The organism is Pseudonocardia thermophila (assembly GCF_900142365.1).
GTDB lineage: Bacteria > Actinomycetota > Actinomycetes > Mycobacteriales > Pseudonocardiaceae > Pseudonocardia > Pseudonocardia thermophila.
Genome location: NZ_FRAP01000002.1, coordinates 81207 through 98668, shown reverse-complemented (window position 1 = coordinate 98668; position 17462 = coordinate 81207). Strand labels below are relative to the sequence as shown.

Here is a 17462-nt window from a genome sequence, read left to right as displayed (position 1 = left end):
AGGAGGTCCTCCTGACGTACCCCCGGTCCGCCGGTCACACTGGAGGTCATGACCGGGGGGACGACGGTGCGGCTGATGGTCGTGGACGATCAGCGGCCGTTCCGGATGGCCGCGGCCCGGGTCGCGGCCCGCACCCCGGGGTTCGAGCTCGTCGGCCAGGCCGAGACCGGCGAGGACGCGCTCGCTGCCGCGCCGGACCTGCAGCCCGACCTGGTGCTGATGGACGTCCAGCTGCCCGGGATCAGCGGGATCGAGGCCGCCTCCCGGATGGCCGACGTCGCCCCGGCCGCCGTCGTGGTGCTCTGCTCGACGTACCGTCGCGACGATCTCCCGTTCCCCCTGGACAGCCCGGGCGTCGCCGCGTACCTGCACAAGGAGGAGCTGCGCCCGGCCGCCCTGCACGAGCTGTGGGAGCGGCTGCGCCCGCGCGGCTGCGCCGGCGCCACCTCCGGCTAGCGCTCAGCTCGTCCGCAGCGCCCGGACGACGCCGGTTCCGCGCACCAGCGGGCCCACCGCCGCCACGAGCGCCACGAGCAGCACCAGCGGCACGACGGCCGGCACCACCGCGGGCACCGCCAGCTCCGCGCCGACCCCGCTCGCGGTCGCGACCTGCCACCACAGCACCCGCGCCACCCCGATCCCCAAAGGCACCCCGATCGCGAGCGCCGGGCCCACGCTGACCAGCGCGATGACGGCGAGCGTCGCGTGCACCTGGCCCAGTGTCTCCCCGACGGCCGCGAGCACCCCGAGCTCCCGGGCGTACCGGCGGCGCGCGGCGGTCAGCTCGTACACGACCGCGGCCAGGACGAGCACGCCGAGCGCGGCGGCGAGTGCCTCCGGGAGCGACCGCAGGTCGGCGAGCACCCGGATCTCGGCCGGCACCAGGCGCGGCTCGATCTCCAGCCGGGTGCTCAACTCGCCCATCAGCTCCTCGCGCTCGCCGGGCAGCGTCGTGACCTCGGCGGAGAACAGCGCGGGCCCGGACGTGACGAGGGCAGCCTGCTCCCCCGCGAGCACGACGCCGTCGCCGAGCCGGAAGCGGGTGTCGGCGCGCGGCGGTACGACGATGCCGGTGACCGTGAGCGAGTCGACGCCCCCGCCGGGCCGGTCCACCGAGATCGTGTCGCCGATCCGGACGCCCTCCGCAGCCGCGATCCGCGGCCCGATCGCGATCTCCCCGAGGCGGATCGGCAGCCGGCCGCTGGTCACCGTGACCTCGACCGGCCCCTTGTAGGAGAACGCGACCACGGCGGGGACCGTGCGTCCGCCGGTCAGCTGCACCGTCGAGGAGCGGATGACGGTGACGGCGGTGGTGCGCGGATCGGCGGCGAGCCGCTCGATGTCGATCAGTCGCGCGTCGGCCACGGAGAAGTCGGCGATCTCACCGAACCGTGCCGGATCGGTCACCACCCGCTCCAGGCTCGCCCCGAACACCGCCGCGGCCACGACCCCGGCGATCGCGGCGGCCGAGCCGGCGACGGTCAGCACGGCGGGCCGGGCGCCGAGCGCCATGCGGATACCGACCAGCAGCGCGGGCCAGCGCCGCGCCCAGGCCATCGGGAACGGTCTGCGCACCGGCGGCACGCGGCTACCGGTGTGCCGGGCGACCGCCGCGGCCACGGCCACGCCGCCGAGGAACAGCAGCGCGATCACCGGGCCGACGATCCCCAGCACCGGCCACGCCACGCGGAACCCCGGGGTGGGCTCGAAGCGGGCCTGGCTGCCCAGCGGCGCCAGCGCCCCGGCCGCGATCCCGCCGGCCAGGGTGAGGGCCAGGACGAGCAGCGCAGCGGGCGCCGCGGTGAGCACGCGCGCGGTGACGCGTTCGGTCATCGTCATGCCGAGGGCGTGCTCGATCTGCTGCGCCGACCGGCCGGCCGCGTGGTGGCGCAGCAGGCCCTGGCTCACGACGAACCCGCCCGCGGCGGCGACGACCAGCGCGAACGCCGCCAGCCCCAGCACGATCGCCACCTCGGCGGCCTGCACGGTGGGATCGAGCTCGCTGGTGGGCAGCTGCACGCCGGCCGGCATGTACCGCGCGGCGATGGATCGCGGTGCGGCCGCGGCCGCGGCCGAGTAGGCCTCGGCGAACCGCTGCGCCCCGGCCGGTCCCGCGGTGCGCACGAAGATCGCGTACGCCGACGCCGTGCCGGCGTAGGTGCGGGCGAACTCCTCGGACGCCCACAGGTGCGAGAGCGCGCCGTCCCACGCCGGCATCCGGCCCACGCCGACCACGCGCAGGGTGACCGCGGGCCCGTCGGGGGTGCCGAACCCGACGTCGAAGCGGGCGATCTGCGGCAGCGTGAGCAGCTCCAGCCGCAGCTCGTCGCCGATCGCGATCCCGTACCGCTCCGCCACCGGCTCGCTGACCAGCACCTCGTCGACGGCCTGCGGGGCCCGCCCGGTGACGACGACCGGGCGCACGAGGTCGCCGGGGCGGTCGGCGCCCGCCCCGAGCGTGACGTAGGTGAGCGCGGGCCGCGCCATGCGCGCCACCCAGCTGCTCGTGGTCCAGGCCTGCTCGACACCGGGCAGCCGCGGGACGGCCTCCGCCAGCCCGGCCTGGTCGGCGGGCACCAGCACGCGGGCGTCGTCCAGCCCGGCTGCCTCGACCAGCCGCGGGTAAGCGGTGGCGGTGCGCTCAGCGAGCACCACGGAGCCGGCTACGACCGCGCCGACGATCCCGGCGAGGAACGCGATGAGCAGCAGCCCGCGGCCGCGGCGGCGCTCGGCCCGCGCGACCGCCCGCACGGCGGGCCAGCCGAAGGCGTCCGGAGCGGTCACCGGGTCACCGGTGCGGGCGTGGACAACGGCACGGTCCCGATGACCGAGGTGCCCCGGCCGGGCGCGGAGCGGATCTCCAGCTCGCCGCCGAGCGCGCCGACACGGTCGGACATGTTCTGCAGGCCGTGCCCGGTGCGGCCGGCGGCGTCGAAGCCCGGCCCGTCGTCGGCGACGCAGAACGTCAGCCGCGGGCCCGGCTCGAGCTCCAGCTGGATCGTCACGGTCGAGCCGGGCGCGTGCTTGGCCGCGTTCTGCAGCGCCTCCACGCAGCAGAAGTAGACGGCGGCGCGCACCGGTTCGCTCAGATCGCCCAGCTCACCCGCGGTGACCGTCACGTCGAGCGGGGTCCGCTTGGCCGCGGCCCGCAGCGCCTCGACCACACCCGCGTCGCGCAGCAGCGGCGGGTAGATGCCGTGGGCGAGATCGCGCAGCGCCGCGATCGCTTCGCGCACGCCCTCGTCGAGCTCGTCGAGCAGCTCGGTGTCGGCGCCCGGGGTGCCCTCGGTGGAGTCGCGCAGCAGCTTCAGGCCCACGGCGAGCGCGACGAGGTGCTGCTGCGCGCCGTCGTGCAGGTCGCGCTCGATGCGGCGGCGCTCCGCGTCGGCGGTGGTGACCAGCCGGGTCCGGGAGGCCTGCAGGGCGGCGTTGCTGCGTCGCAGGTCCTCCAGCGTGGCCTTGAGCGCGGCGTCGAGGGCGCGGTTGCGCAGCACGATGCCCAGTCGCCGGGCGACCTCGCCGAGCGCCCGCTCCTCGACCGCGCTGAACGCGCCGGTGTCGGCCGCCCGCTCGACCTCGATCAACCCGAGGACCCGCCCGCCGTACACGGCGGGGGCGATGCGCAGCTGCGGCGCCTGCGGCTGCGGCACGTCGGGCAGCATCTTCGGCAGCCAGGCCCGCAGCCAGCCGTTCCCGGCCACCCCGGCCCGGGACAGCACGCGCAGGTCGGTGTCGTCGAGCCGGTCGACGCTGCGCGGTGCGGTCGCGGGCACCACGACCTGCTGGTCCAGCACCCCCGCGGCCTCGTCGTCGGTCCACCACAGCCGCACCACGGACGCGTTCAGGTCGCGGCGCAGCGACTCCGCGAGCTGGCGCAGCAGCTCGGCCGCCGGGATGCCGTCGGCGGAGCGGTCGCCGAAGTCGGCGAGCAGCTCGTCGGGGGTGCGCCGGACGCCCGCCACCAGCGCGCGGGCGGAGCGGGCGGCGCGCCGGCCGAGCGGCCCGGCGATCGTCGCGACGAACAGCAGGCCGACCAGGGCCGCGTTGACCAGGTCGATCTGCACCCCGGTCGGGATGCGGCCGAACAGCAGCAAGACCAGCAGCAGCCCGATGTCGACGGCGAGTGCGATCCCCGCGAAGTCGGCGGCGGCGACCAGGATCGTCGTGCTGGCCCGGCAGGCGGGGACGCTGTACCCGGCGGCGACGGCCAGCACGATCGGCAGCGCGCACAGCGGCAGCACCACGGTCCAGGGCGGGCCGGCGCCCAGCGGGGCCGCGGCGAGCGCGACCGAGCCGATCGCCGCGGCCACGACCACGCCGGCGAGCAGCAGCGTGCGGCGGGCCGTGCGGGTCACGCCGGCCCCGCTGCGGTGAGGGCCTCGGCTTCCTCGTCGACGATGCGGCCGTCGCGCAGCTGCACCCGCCGACCCGCGGCCGCGGCGACCTCGGCGCTGTGGGTGACGACGAGGATCGTCTGCCCGGCCGCGTTGATCCGCGCCAGCACGTCCAGGACGTCGGCGGTGCCCGCCGAGTCCAGCGCGCCGGTCGGCTCGTCGGCGAGCAGCAGCGTGGGCCGGTTGACCAGGGCCCGCGCGATCGCGACCCGCTGACGCTGCCCACCGGAGAGCGTCGCGGGCAGCTCGCCGGACTTGTCGAGCAGGCCGAGCCGATCGAGCAGCTCCCGGGCCCGCTCGGTCGCCGCCGCGGGGGATGCGCCCGCGACCAGCGCCGGCAGGGCGACGTTCTCCAGGGCCGTCATGTGGTCGATGAGGTTGAAGAACTGGAAGACCAGCCCGATGTGCCGGCGGCGCATCCGGGCCAGCCGGGCGGAGGACAGCCCGTCGAGGGTGGTGCCGGCGAGCGCGATCGTGCCCTCGTCCGCCGTCTCCAGCCCAGCGACCAGGTGCAGCAGCGTCGACTTCCCACTGCCCGACGGCCCGGTCAGCGCCACGAACTCACCCGTGCCCACGACCAGGTCGACGCCGCGCAGCGCGCGCACCGGGGCCGAGCGGGCGTCGTAGGTCTTGCGCAGGCCGTGGACCTCCAGCGCAGGTGGGGCGGCTGCGGGCGGGCGGGGCATCGATGTGTGCTCGGGCAACAAGCGGGACACGTTACCGGGCACTCAGGCTGGCATCAGGCACGGATCAGACATACACGGCGATGTGCACGGCGACGGCGCAGGCCCCGTGATCGGGACCTGCGCCGGATGGAATCGGTGCGGGGTCACTGCACCTGGTAGCTGAGCATGCCGTTCTGGTCGACGGTCACCAGGACCGGCGCGTTGCGAGCCGGGTTGGCCGCGTTCGCCGCGCCGCAGCGGATCGGCTGGCCGGGGGCGTTGACGATCACCGTCTGCCCGTCGGCGCCGCAGACCGCCACGATCTCCTCGCCGACGTCGCGGGTCAGCTGGGCGGCCAGCTCGTCGGAGACCTCCTTGACCAGCAGCACGCGGTCGTGGGCGATGTTGAGCCCGCCCTCACCGTCGGTCTGCGTGATCGTGTAGTTGATCGGCTGCCCCTGCAGGGTGGCCGTGCAGGTGAACGCGGCGCCCTTCTCGAACGGGACGTCGGCCGGGCACTGGATGTTCGTCGGCTCGACGGCGACCTCGTTCACGGTGACGCGGGCGATCTCCTTCTGCAGCGACACCGGGTCGAGCACCGGGCGCCGGTAGTTGATCGTGACGTTCCCGTCGTCGTCGTTCTGCGTGATCGTGTAGGTGACCTCGATGCCCTTCAGGGTCGCCGTGCAGGTGAAGGTGCGGCCCTTCTCGAACGGCACGTCCGACGGGCACTGGATGTTCGTCGGGGTCGCGTCGTCGGTCTCCTGCGTGATGCGGGTGATCTCCCTGGCGACCGTGTCGGGGTCGATGTGGCGCGGGGCCAGCAGCAGCCAGGCGCCGGCGCCGACCACGAGCAGGCCGAGCACGGACGCGATCACGATCGCGACGATCAGCCCGGTGCGGCGACCCCCACCACCACCGGGAGGAGCCGGGACCGGCGGCGGCATCGCCCCGGGCGGACCGGCGTACCCACCGAGGCCGGCCGGCGGCTCGTAGCGGTGGGGCCCCGGCCCGTACGGGGCGTTCTGCGGGTGCGCCACGGTCGGGTCCATGCTGCCCGGGAACGCGCGGTCGACGCTCATCGTTCACTCCAAGGTCGGGTGTCCTGGAGGAAGTCTCGTCGAGCACGGCGCGCGCTGAACACGATGGCTCCAGGTGGAGCCGGAGTGGTGCTGCCACCACCCCCCGGACCGCGCTGGCGCGGGGTCAGCGGGTTCGGCGGCTGCGCACGCTGAGCAGGACGAGCCCGCAGGCCACCCCGAACGCGATCGTCGGGATCGGGCCGAGCATGAGCGCGACGATCGCCCCGAGGGCGGCAGCGGCGTCCCAGCCCGCCGGCAGCCACCGCGTGGCGGCCGGCGCGTTCGTGCTGGTCACGTCGCCGCGCGCGCCCCCGTCGGGGCTGCCGTGCGTGCTGTCGATCCTGTCCATCCGGCCCGTCCTCCCGCTGCCCGTCCTCTGCCGGGTACCCCGCCGCGGGAGGGTCCACACCCGACCCCGGTGTGATCCCTGCGGTCAGCGCGGCCAGTGGTAGCCGGCGCCCGGGCCCACGACGTCCGGGAACAGCGGACCGTAGTGCTCGGGGTCCTTCAGCACCAGCGCCTCCCGGTGGCTGCGGTGCACGCGCTCGTCGCCGAGCCAGCCCGGCAGGAGCCCGGCCACGGCGAGCTCGGCCTGGGTGCGCGGCGGGCCGTACCCGGCGGCCGCGAGATCGGTGGTGATCGTCGCGGCGCAGGTGTCGGCCCCGCCGCGGGCGGTCCACTCGGCGCACATCGCCAGCCCGTACGCGGCGACGGCCTCGGGGTGGCCGCGCCACATCGCCACCGCCGGGTGGTGCTGCCAGCCGTATCCGGGCCAGGTCAGCGCCCGCAGGATCTGCAGCGCCTCGACGCGCTGCTTGCCCAGCCGCCGCCGGTCGAGCACGGCCGCGCTGGCGGCGAAGTCGGGATGGGGCAGGAACGTCTGCACGTACCCCCGCGTACCCGGGTTGACTCACCGGTAACTTCCGGCTAGAGACATCACATGCTCCTCTCGACGATCCTCCAGTACGGCGACGACCCGATCCGCAACGCGGACGCGGTGATCGAGTGGGAGAAGGCCGGGCTGGACGTCGTCTGGGTACCCGAGGCGTACAGCTTCGACGCGGTCACGCTCATGGGCTACCTGGCCGCGAAGACCGAGCGGGTCCAGATCGCCTCGGGCATCCTGCCCATCTACACCCGCACCCCGACGCTGCTGGCGATGACCGCGGCCGGGCTGGACGCGCTCTCGGGCGGGCGCGCGATCCTCGGCCTGGGCGCGTCCGGCCCGCAGGTGATCGAGGGCTTCCACGGCGTGCCGTACGACAAGCCGATCGGCCGCACCCGCGAGATCATCGAGATCTGCCGCAAGGTGTGGCGGCGCGAGCGGGTGGAGCACGAGGGCATCTACCGGATCCCCCTGCCGCCCGACCAGGGCACGGGCTTGGGCAAGCCGCTGAAGCTGATCAACCACCCGCGCCGGGCCGACATCCCGATCTGGGTGGCGTCGCTGGGCGACAAGAACGTCGAGATGACCGCCGAGCTGGCCAACGGCTGGCTGCCGCACACCCTGGTGCCGGAGAAGATCCAGGCCGTCTTCGGCGACGTGCTGGCGAGGGGCCTGGCCAAGCGCGCACCCGAGCTGGGCCCGCTGCAGATCACCGGCGGAGGCATCCTCGCCACCGAGGAGGAGATGCTCGAGCCGGCCCGCAAGGCGGCGCGCGCGATGTTCGCGCTCTACATCGGCGGCATGGGCGCGCGCGGGCGCAACTTCTACAACACGATCTTCGCCCGCCAGGGCTACGCCGACGAGGCCGAGCTCGTGCAGGACCTCTACCTCGACGGGAAGAAGGAAGAGGCCGCTGCGGCGCTGCCGGCCGAGTTCATCGACCAGGCCACGCTCATCGGCCCGGAGGGGCACGTGAAGGAGCGGATCGCCGCGCTGCAGGAGGCGGGCGTGACCCACCTGCACGTCACCCCGGTGTCGGCAGACCCGGTCCGGCTCATGGGCCGGGTCAAGGAGTGGATCTCCTGAAGCGGCACCGGATCGCCGTCCCCGATCACCGTCCCTGATCGCATCTCCTCGTCGTCGTGCTGGCTGACGGTGACGATGGGGCCCGGGTTGACCACGCTCCGCATCCAGTCACACTCTGAGGTGGACTGCGTCCGACACGGAAGTGGAGCGTGCGTTGCCCGACCTCGCCATCGAGGCGTCCGATAGACCGCTGCGGCCGGACCAGTACTTGTACGTCGAGACCCACGCGTGGTGGATGGGGACGTTCGGGCGGCACACCCACCTGACCGAGCACCGGGTCCGGCAGTGGATCCCCGCCCGCAGTGACCGGGTGTGGCTGATGGAGCGCGAGCTCACCGGCGCGCAGAAGTGGTTGATCGGTTCAGCCGAGCAGGCCGCCGCGGACGGGTTCGAGCTGCGCGACGTCGGCCCCGTCGGTCGGTTCGTCGCCCCGCACGGCCGGTTCGACCTCAACGGGGAGCAGGACGAGCAGCCGCCGTGCGCGCCCGCCCCGCCGCGGCGCGGCAACTGGCAGTCACCGACGCCGGCGTTCTTCGCCGACCTGCCGCGCGATCCCGAGCTGCTGCGCAAGCAGCTGGTCGACGAGAACCCGGGCAGCTGGTTCGGCCCCTTCGCGGCCGCGGTGAACGTGCTGCGCACCGGGCTCGTCCCGGCGCCGCTGCGGACCGCGCTGTACGCGGCGCTGCTGGGGCTGCCCGACGTCACCCGCCAGGACGGCGTGTGCAACCTCGACGGGCAGGAGTGCATCGCGGTCGTGCACGACGCCGGGCGCACCCGCACGGAGCTGTTCATCTCGCCGGAGGACGGCCAGTTCGCCGGGGAGCGCGACACCCTGCGCGCCGACTCGCGGTTCGGCCTGCCCGCCGGGACCGTGATCAGCACCACGGCCGTCACCACTGCGACCGTCGACGAGATGGGTCAGCGACCCGCCTGACCTGCTCCGGCGGACGCCCGTCCGCTCGTGCGACGCACCACGGCCCAGCGGATCTTCGCAGGTAGCGACCGTGTCAGGCAGTCACCGCCGCGTCACCCGGTCGGCGCAAGCAGAGGGGTCCGTCCAGGATGTGGCACGGATTTCCGCGAGGGCTAACCTGGTGACCAGTCCCCTCGGCGATGACGATGCGATCCGATCAAGGCGGTCCTCAGCGTGTCCACCAGTAGTACCTCATCCGGTTCGGCAGCCGGCGGCGAAACCGCGAATACCTTCGGCGGCGATCAGTTCGGCACCAACGAGTGGCTCGTCGAGGAGATGTACCAGCGTTTCCTCGAGGACCCCGACGCCGTCGATCCCGCATGGCACGAGTTCTTCGCCGACTACCGGCCCGGTGCCGAGCCCGCCGCCAACGGCGCGGGCCAGACCACGGAGCCCACCACGTCCACGGCACAGTCCACCGCACAGACCACGAAGCAGTCCTCCGCCGAGACGCCGACCACGCGACCTGCCGCAGGTAACGGTGCGGCGCGGGCCACCGCGCCCACCGCCGAGCGCCCGCGTCCGGCCACGCCGTCGGCGCCCACCGCGGCCAAGCCCACCGCGGGCGCCGCGTCGCAGGCCGCCAAGCCCGCCGTCGCCGACGCCGGGGGCACCGCGACCCCGCTGCGCGGCGCGGCGAGCGCCGTGGTCAAGAACATGAACGCGTCGCTCTCGGTGCCCACCGCCACGAGCGTGCGCGCGGTCCCGGCGAAGCTGCTCGCCGACAACCGCGTGGTGATCAACAACCAGCTGAAGCGCACCCGCGGCGGCAAGATCAGCTTCACCCACATCATCGGGTACGCGGTCGTCAAGGCGCTGGTCGACTTCCCGGTGATGAACCGGCACTACGCCGAGATCGACGGCAAGCCCTCCGTCGTCCAGCCCGAGCACGTCAACCTCGGCCTGGCCATCGACCTGCCGGGCAAGAACGGACAGCGCTCGCTGGTGGTCGTGTCGATCAAGGCGTGCGAGAACATGAGCTTCGCCCAGTTCTGGGCGGCCTACGAGGAGATGGTGCGCAAGGCGCGGTCGGGCAACCTGACCGCGGAGGACTTCGCCGGCACCACCATCAGCCTCACCAACCCGGGCACCCTCGGCACCAACCACTCGGTGCCGCGCCTGATGAGCGGCCAGGGCGCGATCATCGGCGTCGGCGCGATGGAGTACCCGGCCGAGTTCCAGGGCGCCAGCGACGAGCGGCTGGCCGAGCTGGGCGTCAGCAAGATCATCACACTGACCTCCACCTACGACCACCGGGTCATCCAGGGCGCCGAGTCCGGCGACTTCCTGCGCCGCATCCACGGGCTGCTGCTCGGCGAGGACGGCTTCTACGACGAGATCTTCCGCTCGCTGCGCGTCCCGTACGAGCCGGTCCGCTGGGTGCGCGACATCCCGGAGGGCCCGGTCGACAAGACCGCGCGGGTGCTCGAGCTCATCGACGCCTACCGCACGCGCGGCCACCTCATGGCCGACACGGATCCGCTGAACTACCGCCAGCGGCGCCACCCTGACCTCGACGTCCTCTCCCACGGCCTCACGCTGTGGGACCTGGACCGCGAGTTCGCCGTCGGCGGGTTCGCCGGCAAGCAGCGGATGAAGCTGCGCGACGTCCTCGGCGTGCTGCGTGACTCGTACTGCCGCACGATCGGCGTCGAGTACATGCACATCTCCGACCCCGAGCAGCGCCGGTGGCTGCAGGAGCGGATCGAGGCCCCGCACGAGAAGCCCAGCCCGGCCGAGCAGAAGTACATCCTGTCGAAGCTCAACGCGGCCGAGGCGTTCGAGACCTTCCTGCAGACCAAGTACGTCGGCCAGAAGCGGTTCTCGCTGGAGGGCGGCGAGACCGTCATCCCGCTGCTCGACGCCATCCTCGACACGGCGGCCGCGCACGAGCTCGACGAGGTCGTGATCGGTATGCCGCACCGCGGCCGGCTCAACGTGCTGGCCAACATCGTCGGCAAGCCGATCAGCCAGATCTTCCGCGAGTTCGAGGGCAACCTCGACCCGGGCCAGGCGCACGGCTCCGGCGACGTGAAGTACCACCTGGGCGCGGAGGGCAAGTACTTCCGCATGTTCGGCGACGGCGAGACCGTCGTGTCGCTGGCGTCGAACCCGTCGCACCTGGAGGCCGTCGACCCGGTCCTCGAGGGCATCGTGCGGGCCAAGCAGGACCTGATCGACAAGGGCGACGGCGCGTTCACCGTGCTGCCGCTGATGATGCACGGCGACGCGGCGTTCGCCGGTCAGGGTGTGGTCGCCGAGACGCTGAACCTGGCGAAGCTGCGCGGCTACCGCACCGGCGGCACCGTCCACGTCGTGGTGAACAACCAGGTCGGGTTCACCACCGCGCCCGAGCACTCCCGCTCGTCGCAGTACAGCACCGACGTGGCGAAGATGATCGACGCGCCGGTGTTCCACGTGAACGGCGACGACCCCGAGGCGTGCGTCTGGGTGGCCAAGCTGGCCGTCGAGTACCGCCAGCGCTGGCACAACGACGTCGTCATCGACATGGTCTGCTACCGCCGCCGCGGCCACAACGAGGGCGACGACCCCTCGATGACGCAGCCGTTGATGTACGACATCATCGACTCGAAGCGCAGCGTCCGGAAGATCTACACCGAGTCGCTGATCGGCCGGGGCGACATCACGCTGGAGGAGGCCGAGCACGCGCTGCGCGACTTCTCCAACCAGCTCGAGCACGTCTTCAACGAGGTCCGGGAGCTGGAGAAGACCCCGCCGCGGCCGAGCCCGTCGGTGGAGCAGAAGCAGTCGGTCCCGCCGGACCTGGACACGTCGGTGCCGCTGGAGGTCATCCACCGCGTCGGGGACGTGCACGTGGAGCTGCCCGAGGGCTTCACCGTGCACCAGCGGGTCAGGCCGGTGCTGGAGCGCCGCTACAAGGCCTCCCGCGAGGGCAACATCGACTGGGCGTTCGCCGAGCTGATCGCCCTGGGCTCGCTGGCCATGGACGGCAAGGACGTCCGCATCGCCGGCCAGGACACCCGCCGCGGCACGTTCGTCCAGCGCCACTCGGTGCTGATCGACCGCAGGACCGGCGAGGAGTACATCCCGCTGCGCCACCTGTCGCCGAACCAGGGCCGGTTCATGCCCTACGACTCGGCGCTGTCGGAGTTCGCCGCGCTCGGCTTCGAGTACGGCTACTCGGTGGCGAACCCGGACGCGTTCGTGGCCTGGGAGGCGCAGTTCGGCGACTTCGTCAACGGCGCCCAGTCGATCATCGACGAGTTCATCTCGTCCGGTGAGGCGAAGTGGGGCCAGACCTCCGACGTCGTGCTGCTGCTGCCGCACGGCCTGGAGGGCCAGGGCCCGGACCACAGCTCCGGCCGCATCGAGCGGTTCCTGCAGCTGTGCGCGGAGGGCTCGATGACCGTCACGGTGCCCACCGAGCCGGCCAACTACTTCCACCTGCTGCGCCGGCACGCGCTCGACGGCATCCAGCGCCCGCTCGTGGTGTTCACGCCGAAGTGGATGCTGCGGGCCAAGCAGGCGGTCAGCCAGCTGCCCGACTTCACCGGCGGCCGGTTCCGCCCGGTGATCGACGACCCGCGCTACCGCGACCTGGACAAGCCCGCGTCGGACGTCCGCCAGATCAACCTCTGCACTGGCAAGATCTACTACGAGCTCGCCATGGCGCGGGAGAAGAAGCAGATCAACGACGTGGCGCTCGTGCGGCTCGAGCAGCTCTACCCGCTGCCCGACCGCCAGCTCGCGGCCGTGCTCGACCGGTACCCGAACGCGGAGGACATCCGCTGGGTGCAGGAGGAGCCCGCTAACCAGGGCGCCTGGCCGTACCTCGGCCTGGAGCTGCCGCAGAAGCTGCCGCGGCTGGTCGGCATGAAGCGCGTCTCGCGCCGGCGGATGGCCGCCCCGGCCGTCGGGTCGTCGAAGGTGCACGAGGTCGAGCAGGCCGAGGTCATCGAGGCCGCGTTCGCCCGCGACTGAGTTCTTCACCCACGAACGGCACTTCCGTCAGCAACCACTGCTGACGGAAGTGCCGTTCGTCGTCCTCGCTAGCCTGGGGTCGTGTACTTCACCGACCGCGGCATCGAGGAGCTGGTCGCCCGGCGGGGCGAGGAGGAAGTGACGATCGAGTGGCTCGCCGACCGGCTGCGCGCCTTCGTCGACGCCAACCCCGCCTTCGAGGACGCGGTCGAGCGGCTCGCCAGCTTCCTCGCCCGGGACGACGAGTTCGACGAGTGAACGACCCAGGAGCTGACGGACGCTGAACCCCGCCCCCGGCTCGGACTTCCTCGAGCTCGACATCGCTGCCGCTCCGCCCGGTGGCCGCGCCGAGTGGCTCGCCACCGCCCTCCGCGCGGCCATCGCGGACGGGCGGCTCCCCGTCGGCACCCGGCTCCCCCCGACCCGCCGTCTCGCCGCCGAGCTGAACGTCGCCCGCGGGACCGTCACCGAGGCCTACCGGCGGCTCACCGACGACGGCCACATCGAGGGCCGCGGCCGCGCCGGGACGGTGGTCGTCGCCGCGCCCGCCGCGCCGCCGCGGGCGGCCCCGCCCACCCCCGTCCGCCCGGCGCTGGACGCCCCGAGCGATGCGATCTTCGACGAGATGCGCGCCGTCCCGGCACGCGTCGACTTCACCCCCGGTGTCCCCGATCTCGCGGCCTTCCCGCGGGCGGCGTGGCTGCGCGCCGAACGCGCCGTCCTCGACGCGCTGGTCCCGACCGACCTCGGCTACGGCGAACCGGCCGGCCACCCGGTGCTGCGCCGCGCGGTGGCCCAGCGCCTGGGCCGCACCCGCGGTATACGGGTCGATCCGGCGGACGTCGTCGTGGTGGCCGGCGTGGCCCAGGCCCTCGCCCTGCTCGCCCAGGTGCTGCGCGACCGCGGCATCGACGCCGTCGCCGTCGAGGACCCCGGCTCGCTGGGCACTCGTCAACAGCTCCAGGCGTGGGGCCTGGCCACCCCACCCGTCCCCGTCGACGGGCGCGGCGCCCGCATCGACGCCCTACGTGCCCTGGGTGCCCCCGCCGTGCTGCTCACCCCAGCCCACCAGTTCCCCACCGGCGTCGTCCTCGACGGTCGGCGCCGCCGCGAGCTCATGGCCTGGGCGGCCGGCGGCGGCCTCGTCGTCGAGGACGACTACGACGCCGAGCACCGCTACGACCGCACCCCGGTCGCCGCGCTCGCCGGCATGCTGCCCGAGCAGGTCTGCTACACCGGCAGCGTCTCGAAGCTCCTCGCCCCGGCGCTGCGGATGGGCTGGCTCGTCGTGCCACCCCGGCTCCGCGACGTCGTCGTGACCGCGCGTCGCCGCGCCGACCTCGGCGGCCCCGCCATCTCGCAGCTCGTCCTCGCCCACCTCATGGACTCCGGTGAGCTGGACCGCACCCTCCGCCACGTCCGCACCCGCCACCGCCGCCGACGCGACGCCATGATCGCCGCACTGCGCGAACACCTGCCCACCGCGGTCGTCCACGGCGCGGCCGCCGGCCTGCACCTCACCGTCACCTTCCCCGGCACCCACCTCTCCGACGTCGATCTCGCCCGCGCGGCGCTCGAGCGCGGGGTGAAGGTCCAGCCGCTGTCCTGGCACTGCCAGCAGCCCCGGGAACCCGGCCTGGTCCTCGGCTACGCCGCCGCGCCCACGGCGGTGATCCGCGACGGTGTGGCAGCGCTAGGGGAGCTGCTCAGCGGGTACTCCTCCGCAAGATGAGATCTCAGGATCGCAAGCTTGGCCGATCTGCCCGTAACAATCTCCAATCCGTCCCCGTAGATACGATCTGAACTGCTGTTACATGCTCTTAACCGCGCTCTCTCATCGATCCGTGAGAGGCCGATCTGGGCCCATCAGCATCATCCTCTTGACAGCTGACACCGATCTGGGCGAGGTTTGCGATCTCAACTTCGTACGCCCGAAGGAGACCTCATGCCCGACTCCACCGGGAGCGCCGTTCCCTGCGACCTGCTCGTCACGGCCGCCTGGGTGATCACGGTGGACGCCGACCGCCGGATCCTGCGCGACGGCGCCGTCGCCATCACCGGTGAGACCATCATCGCTGTCGGCAAGACCGCCGACCTGGAGCGCACCTACGATCCCGCGCGACGCATCGATCGCCCGGACGGCGTCGTGCTGCCCGGGATGACGAACGGACACCGGCACCTGCTGTGCTGCGCCAAGGGGGCCATGCCCGAGGGCGGGACCACGCTGGAATCGCTGCGGCGCTTCATCTACCCGTCGTTCTCCTCGCTCGAGCCCGAGGACATGTACGTCTACGCCCGGCACGCGACGGCGGAGATGATCCGCAACGGCACGACGCTGTTCGAGGAGCCGGGCTGCAACCACATCGACGCGGTGCTGGAGGCGATCGCGGAGTCCGGCATCCGCGCGCGCATCGGCCTGTGGACGTGGGACCAGCGCGGCGCGGGCGGCGCGGAAGGTCTGCCCGACTGGCTCAAGCTCGACACGCCGGCGGCGATCCGGCGCCTGGAGGAGGGTTTGGCGAAGGTCCAGGCGTTCGGCAATCCGCGGATCCGGCCCGCGGTGTGCATCGAAGGCGTCACGACGTGCTCCGACGAATTGAGCGTCGCCGCGGCCCGGCTGGCCGAGGAGTCCCGCACGCTGGCCGTGCAGCACAAGTCGACGAGCGAGCGCGAGGTCGCGCTGGAGCTGAAGGTGTTCGGAGAGCGACCGGTCAAGCACACCGCGACCATCGGTGCGCTCAACGAGTACACGCTGCTCAACCACGTCACGAGCCTCGATGACGACGACGTGAAGGCGATCGCCGACAACGGCGCCACGATCTCCTGGAACCCGAGCACCGCGCTGAAGCTCGCCAAGGGCACCACCCAGCACAGCAAGTTCCCTGAGCTGATCGCGGCGGGCGTGCGCGTGGGCCTGGGCACCGACGCGGAGAACTGCTCCAACCACCAGGACGTCTGCCGCGCGATCTACCTGGCCGCGCTGCTCCCGCGCGACGCGCGCGAGGATCCCACCGCGGTCAGCGCCGAGACGGCGGTCGAGCTGGGCACCCTCGGCGGCGCCCGGGCCCTGCGCTTCGACGACGTGACCGGCTCCTTGGAGGCCGGCAAGCAGGCCGACCTGGTCATCTTCGACACCAACGACTACGACTGGCGGCCGCTGCACAACCCGATCGCCAACCTCGCCTACGGGGTGACCGGCCACTCCGTCGAGACGGTCCTCATCGGCGGCAAGGTCGTGCTGGAGAACAAGCGCAGCACGATCTTCGACGAGGACGCGCTGCGCGAGGAGATCGAGGCCACCGACCGAAAAATCCTCAAGAAGATCGGGATCGACCCCGCACCCGCGTGGCCGGTCCTCTGATCTCCGACTCCGATCCCGTATCGACGAAGGGCTCCCTAAGCCATGTACGGCGCTGTCTGCCTCCAGCCGGTCTATCCGCCGGACCAGTTCGTCTCGATGGTCCGCCACGTCGAGGACCTCGGGCTGGGTGATCTGTGGCTGACCGACTCCTCCCTGCACTCACGGTACTGCTACTCGTACCTGACGCTGGCCGCGGTCAACACCAGCCGCGTCCGGCTCGGCACGGCCGTCACGAACCCGGTCACGCGGCACCCGGCGATGGCCGCAGTCGGCGCCGCGACCCTCGACGAGATCTCCGGCGGCCGGGCGGTGTTCGGGATCGGGGCGGGCGACCGACCACTCGATGCGCTCGGGCTCAAGCCGGCCCGACTGGGGCTGCTGGAGGACGCGATCCTCGCCGCACGCCGACTCTGGTCGGGCGAGCACGTCGACATGCAGGCCCGCGGCTTCACGCTCGCCGACGCGCATCTGCGCTTTCCCGCCCGTCCCGACATCCCCGTCTACATCTCGGCGAGCGGGCCGATGACGCTGGAGCTGGCCGGGCGGATCGCCGACGGCGTGATCCTGCTGGCTGGGCTGCACCCGGACGGGCTCTCGTACGCACTCGAGCACATCGACCGCGGGGTCGACCAGGCGGGCCGCGGCGCCCGCCCGAAGATCACCGTGTTCGCCTACGGCGCGATCGACGAGGACGAGGAGGTCGCGCTAGCCGCGGGCCGCACGATCGCCGCGTGGTTCCCGATGACGGCGCCGGTGTACTGCGAGTTGGCCGGTCTGTCCCCGGAGCTGGTGGCGCAGGTGCGCGCGGCCTACTCGGGCGGGGAGTTCCAGGAGGCCGCCGCGGCGGCCGAGCTGCTGCCCGACGACTTCGTGCGACGGATGTCGCTGTCCGGAAACCGGGCCGCCACCCGCGAGCACATTCGCACGCTGGACAAGCTGGGCATCGACAGCATGGCCGTCTTCCCCCTCGGGGGCGACGCGACCAGCAGGGTGGCGACGATCACGGCGTTCGCCGAGTGCCTGCGGGAGGAGGGCCATCTCCCCGCCTGAGG

The 17462-nt window shown here is 72.9% G+C and carries 14 protein-coding genes; 8 read left to right on the top strand and 6 right to left on the bottom strand.

Annotated features, from left to right (window positions below; all coding sequences use genetic code 11):
- Positions 1 to 48 precede the first annotated feature (48 nt).
- Positions 49 to 456, top strand: a complete 408-nt coding sequence (locus tag BUE41_RS02730) for a response regulator (protein ID WP_073455242.1) — start codon at positions 49 to 51, stop codon at positions 454 to 456.
- 3 nt (positions 457 to 459) lie between these two features.
- Here BUE41_RS02730 and BUE41_RS02725 read toward each other — a convergent pair whose 3' ends face one another.
- The 6 genes from BUE41_RS02725 to BUE41_RS02700 all read right to left on the bottom strand — a co-directional run bounded on the left by BUE41_RS02725 (position 460) and on the right by BUE41_RS02700 (position 7027).
- Positions 460 to 2784 (bottom strand): hypothetical protein, encoded by a 2325-nt coding sequence (locus BUE41_RS02725; protein ID WP_073455241.1) that lies wholly within the window; start codon positions 2782 to 2784, stop codon positions 460 to 462.
- Complete coding sequence (locus BUE41_RS02720) at positions 2781 to 4355, bottom strand: sensor histidine kinase (protein WP_073455240.1); 1575 nt, start codon at positions 4353 to 4355, stop codon at positions 2781 to 2783. Before BUE41_RS02720 ends, BUE41_RS02725 begins: the two co-directional genes overlap by 4 nt.
- Positions 4352 to 5080, bottom strand: a complete 729-nt coding sequence (locus BUE41_RS02715) for an ABC transporter ATP-binding protein (protein WP_073455239.1) — start codon at positions 5078 to 5080, stop codon at positions 4352 to 4354. The genes BUE41_RS02720 and BUE41_RS02715 overlap by 4 nt, the downstream gene beginning before the upstream one ends.
- 143 nt (positions 5081 to 5223) lie before the next feature.
- A complete protein-coding gene (locus BUE41_RS02710) occupies positions 5224 to 6141 on the bottom strand; it encodes a DUF4333 domain-containing protein (RefSeq protein WP_073455238.1) in 918 nt (305 codons plus the stop codon).
- A 124-nt stretch (positions 6142 to 6265) separates the two neighbouring features.
- Entirely contained in the window at positions 6266 to 6490 is a 225-nt protein-coding gene (locus tag BUE41_RS02705; RefSeq protein WP_073455237.1) for a hypothetical protein, read from the bottom strand.
- An 84-nt stretch (positions 6491 to 6574) separates the two neighbouring features.
- Positions 6575 to 7027, bottom strand: a complete 453-nt coding sequence (locus BUE41_RS02700; RefSeq protein WP_073455236.1) for an MSMEG_6728 family protein — start codon at positions 7025 to 7027, stop codon at positions 6575 to 6577.
- 54 nt (positions 7028 to 7081) lie between these two features.
- On the opposite strand from BUE41_RS02700, the gene BUE41_RS02695 reads away from it, so the two are divergent.
- From BUE41_RS02695 to BUE41_RS02670, 7 genes are all read left to right on the top strand, one after another.
- A complete protein-coding gene (locus tag BUE41_RS02695) occupies positions 7082 to 8113 on the top strand; it encodes an LLM class F420-dependent oxidoreductase (protein WP_073455235.1) in 1032 nt (343 codons plus the stop codon).
- A gap of 154 nt (positions 8114 to 8267) precedes the next feature.
- The gene (locus BUE41_RS02690; RefSeq protein WP_143171938.1) at positions 8268 to 9047 is read left to right on the top strand and encodes a hypothetical protein; all 780 of its coding nucleotides are present in this window, start codon (positions 8268 to 8270) and stop codon (positions 9045 to 9047) included.
- Between the two features lie 315 nt (positions 9048 to 9362).
- On the top strand, positions 9363 to 13049 hold the full coding sequence (locus tag BUE41_RS02685) for a multifunctional oxoglutarate decarboxylase/oxoglutarate dehydrogenase thiamine pyrophosphate-binding subunit/dihydrolipoyllysine-residue succinyltransferase subunit (RefSeq protein WP_143171937.1): 3687 nt from the start codon (positions 9363 to 9365) through the stop codon (positions 13047 to 13049).
- Between the two features lie 81 nt (positions 13050 to 13130).
- Positions 13131 to 13307, top strand: coding sequence for a DUF6104 family protein (locus tag BUE41_RS31105; RefSeq protein WP_200803738.1), 177 nt, complete (start codon positions 13131 to 13133; stop codon positions 13305 to 13307).
- Between the two features lie 22 nt (positions 13308 to 13329).
- Positions 13330 to 14781, top strand: coding sequence for a MocR-like pyridoxine biosynthesis transcription factor PdxR (pdxR, locus tag BUE41_RS02680; protein ID WP_073455233.1), 1452 nt, complete (start codon positions 13330 to 13332; stop codon positions 14779 to 14781).
- Between the two features lie 213 nt (positions 14782 to 14994).
- Positions 14995 to 16410, top strand: a complete 1416-nt coding sequence (locus tag BUE41_RS02675) for an amidohydrolase family protein (RefSeq protein WP_073455232.1) — start codon at positions 14995 to 14997, stop codon at positions 16408 to 16410.
- 42 nt (positions 16411 to 16452) lie between these two features.
- A complete protein-coding gene (locus BUE41_RS02670) occupies positions 16453 to 17460 on the top strand; it encodes an LLM class flavin-dependent oxidoreductase (protein WP_073455231.1) in 1008 nt (335 codons plus the stop codon).
- The last annotated feature ends 2 nt before the right edge of the window (positions 17461 to 17462 follow it).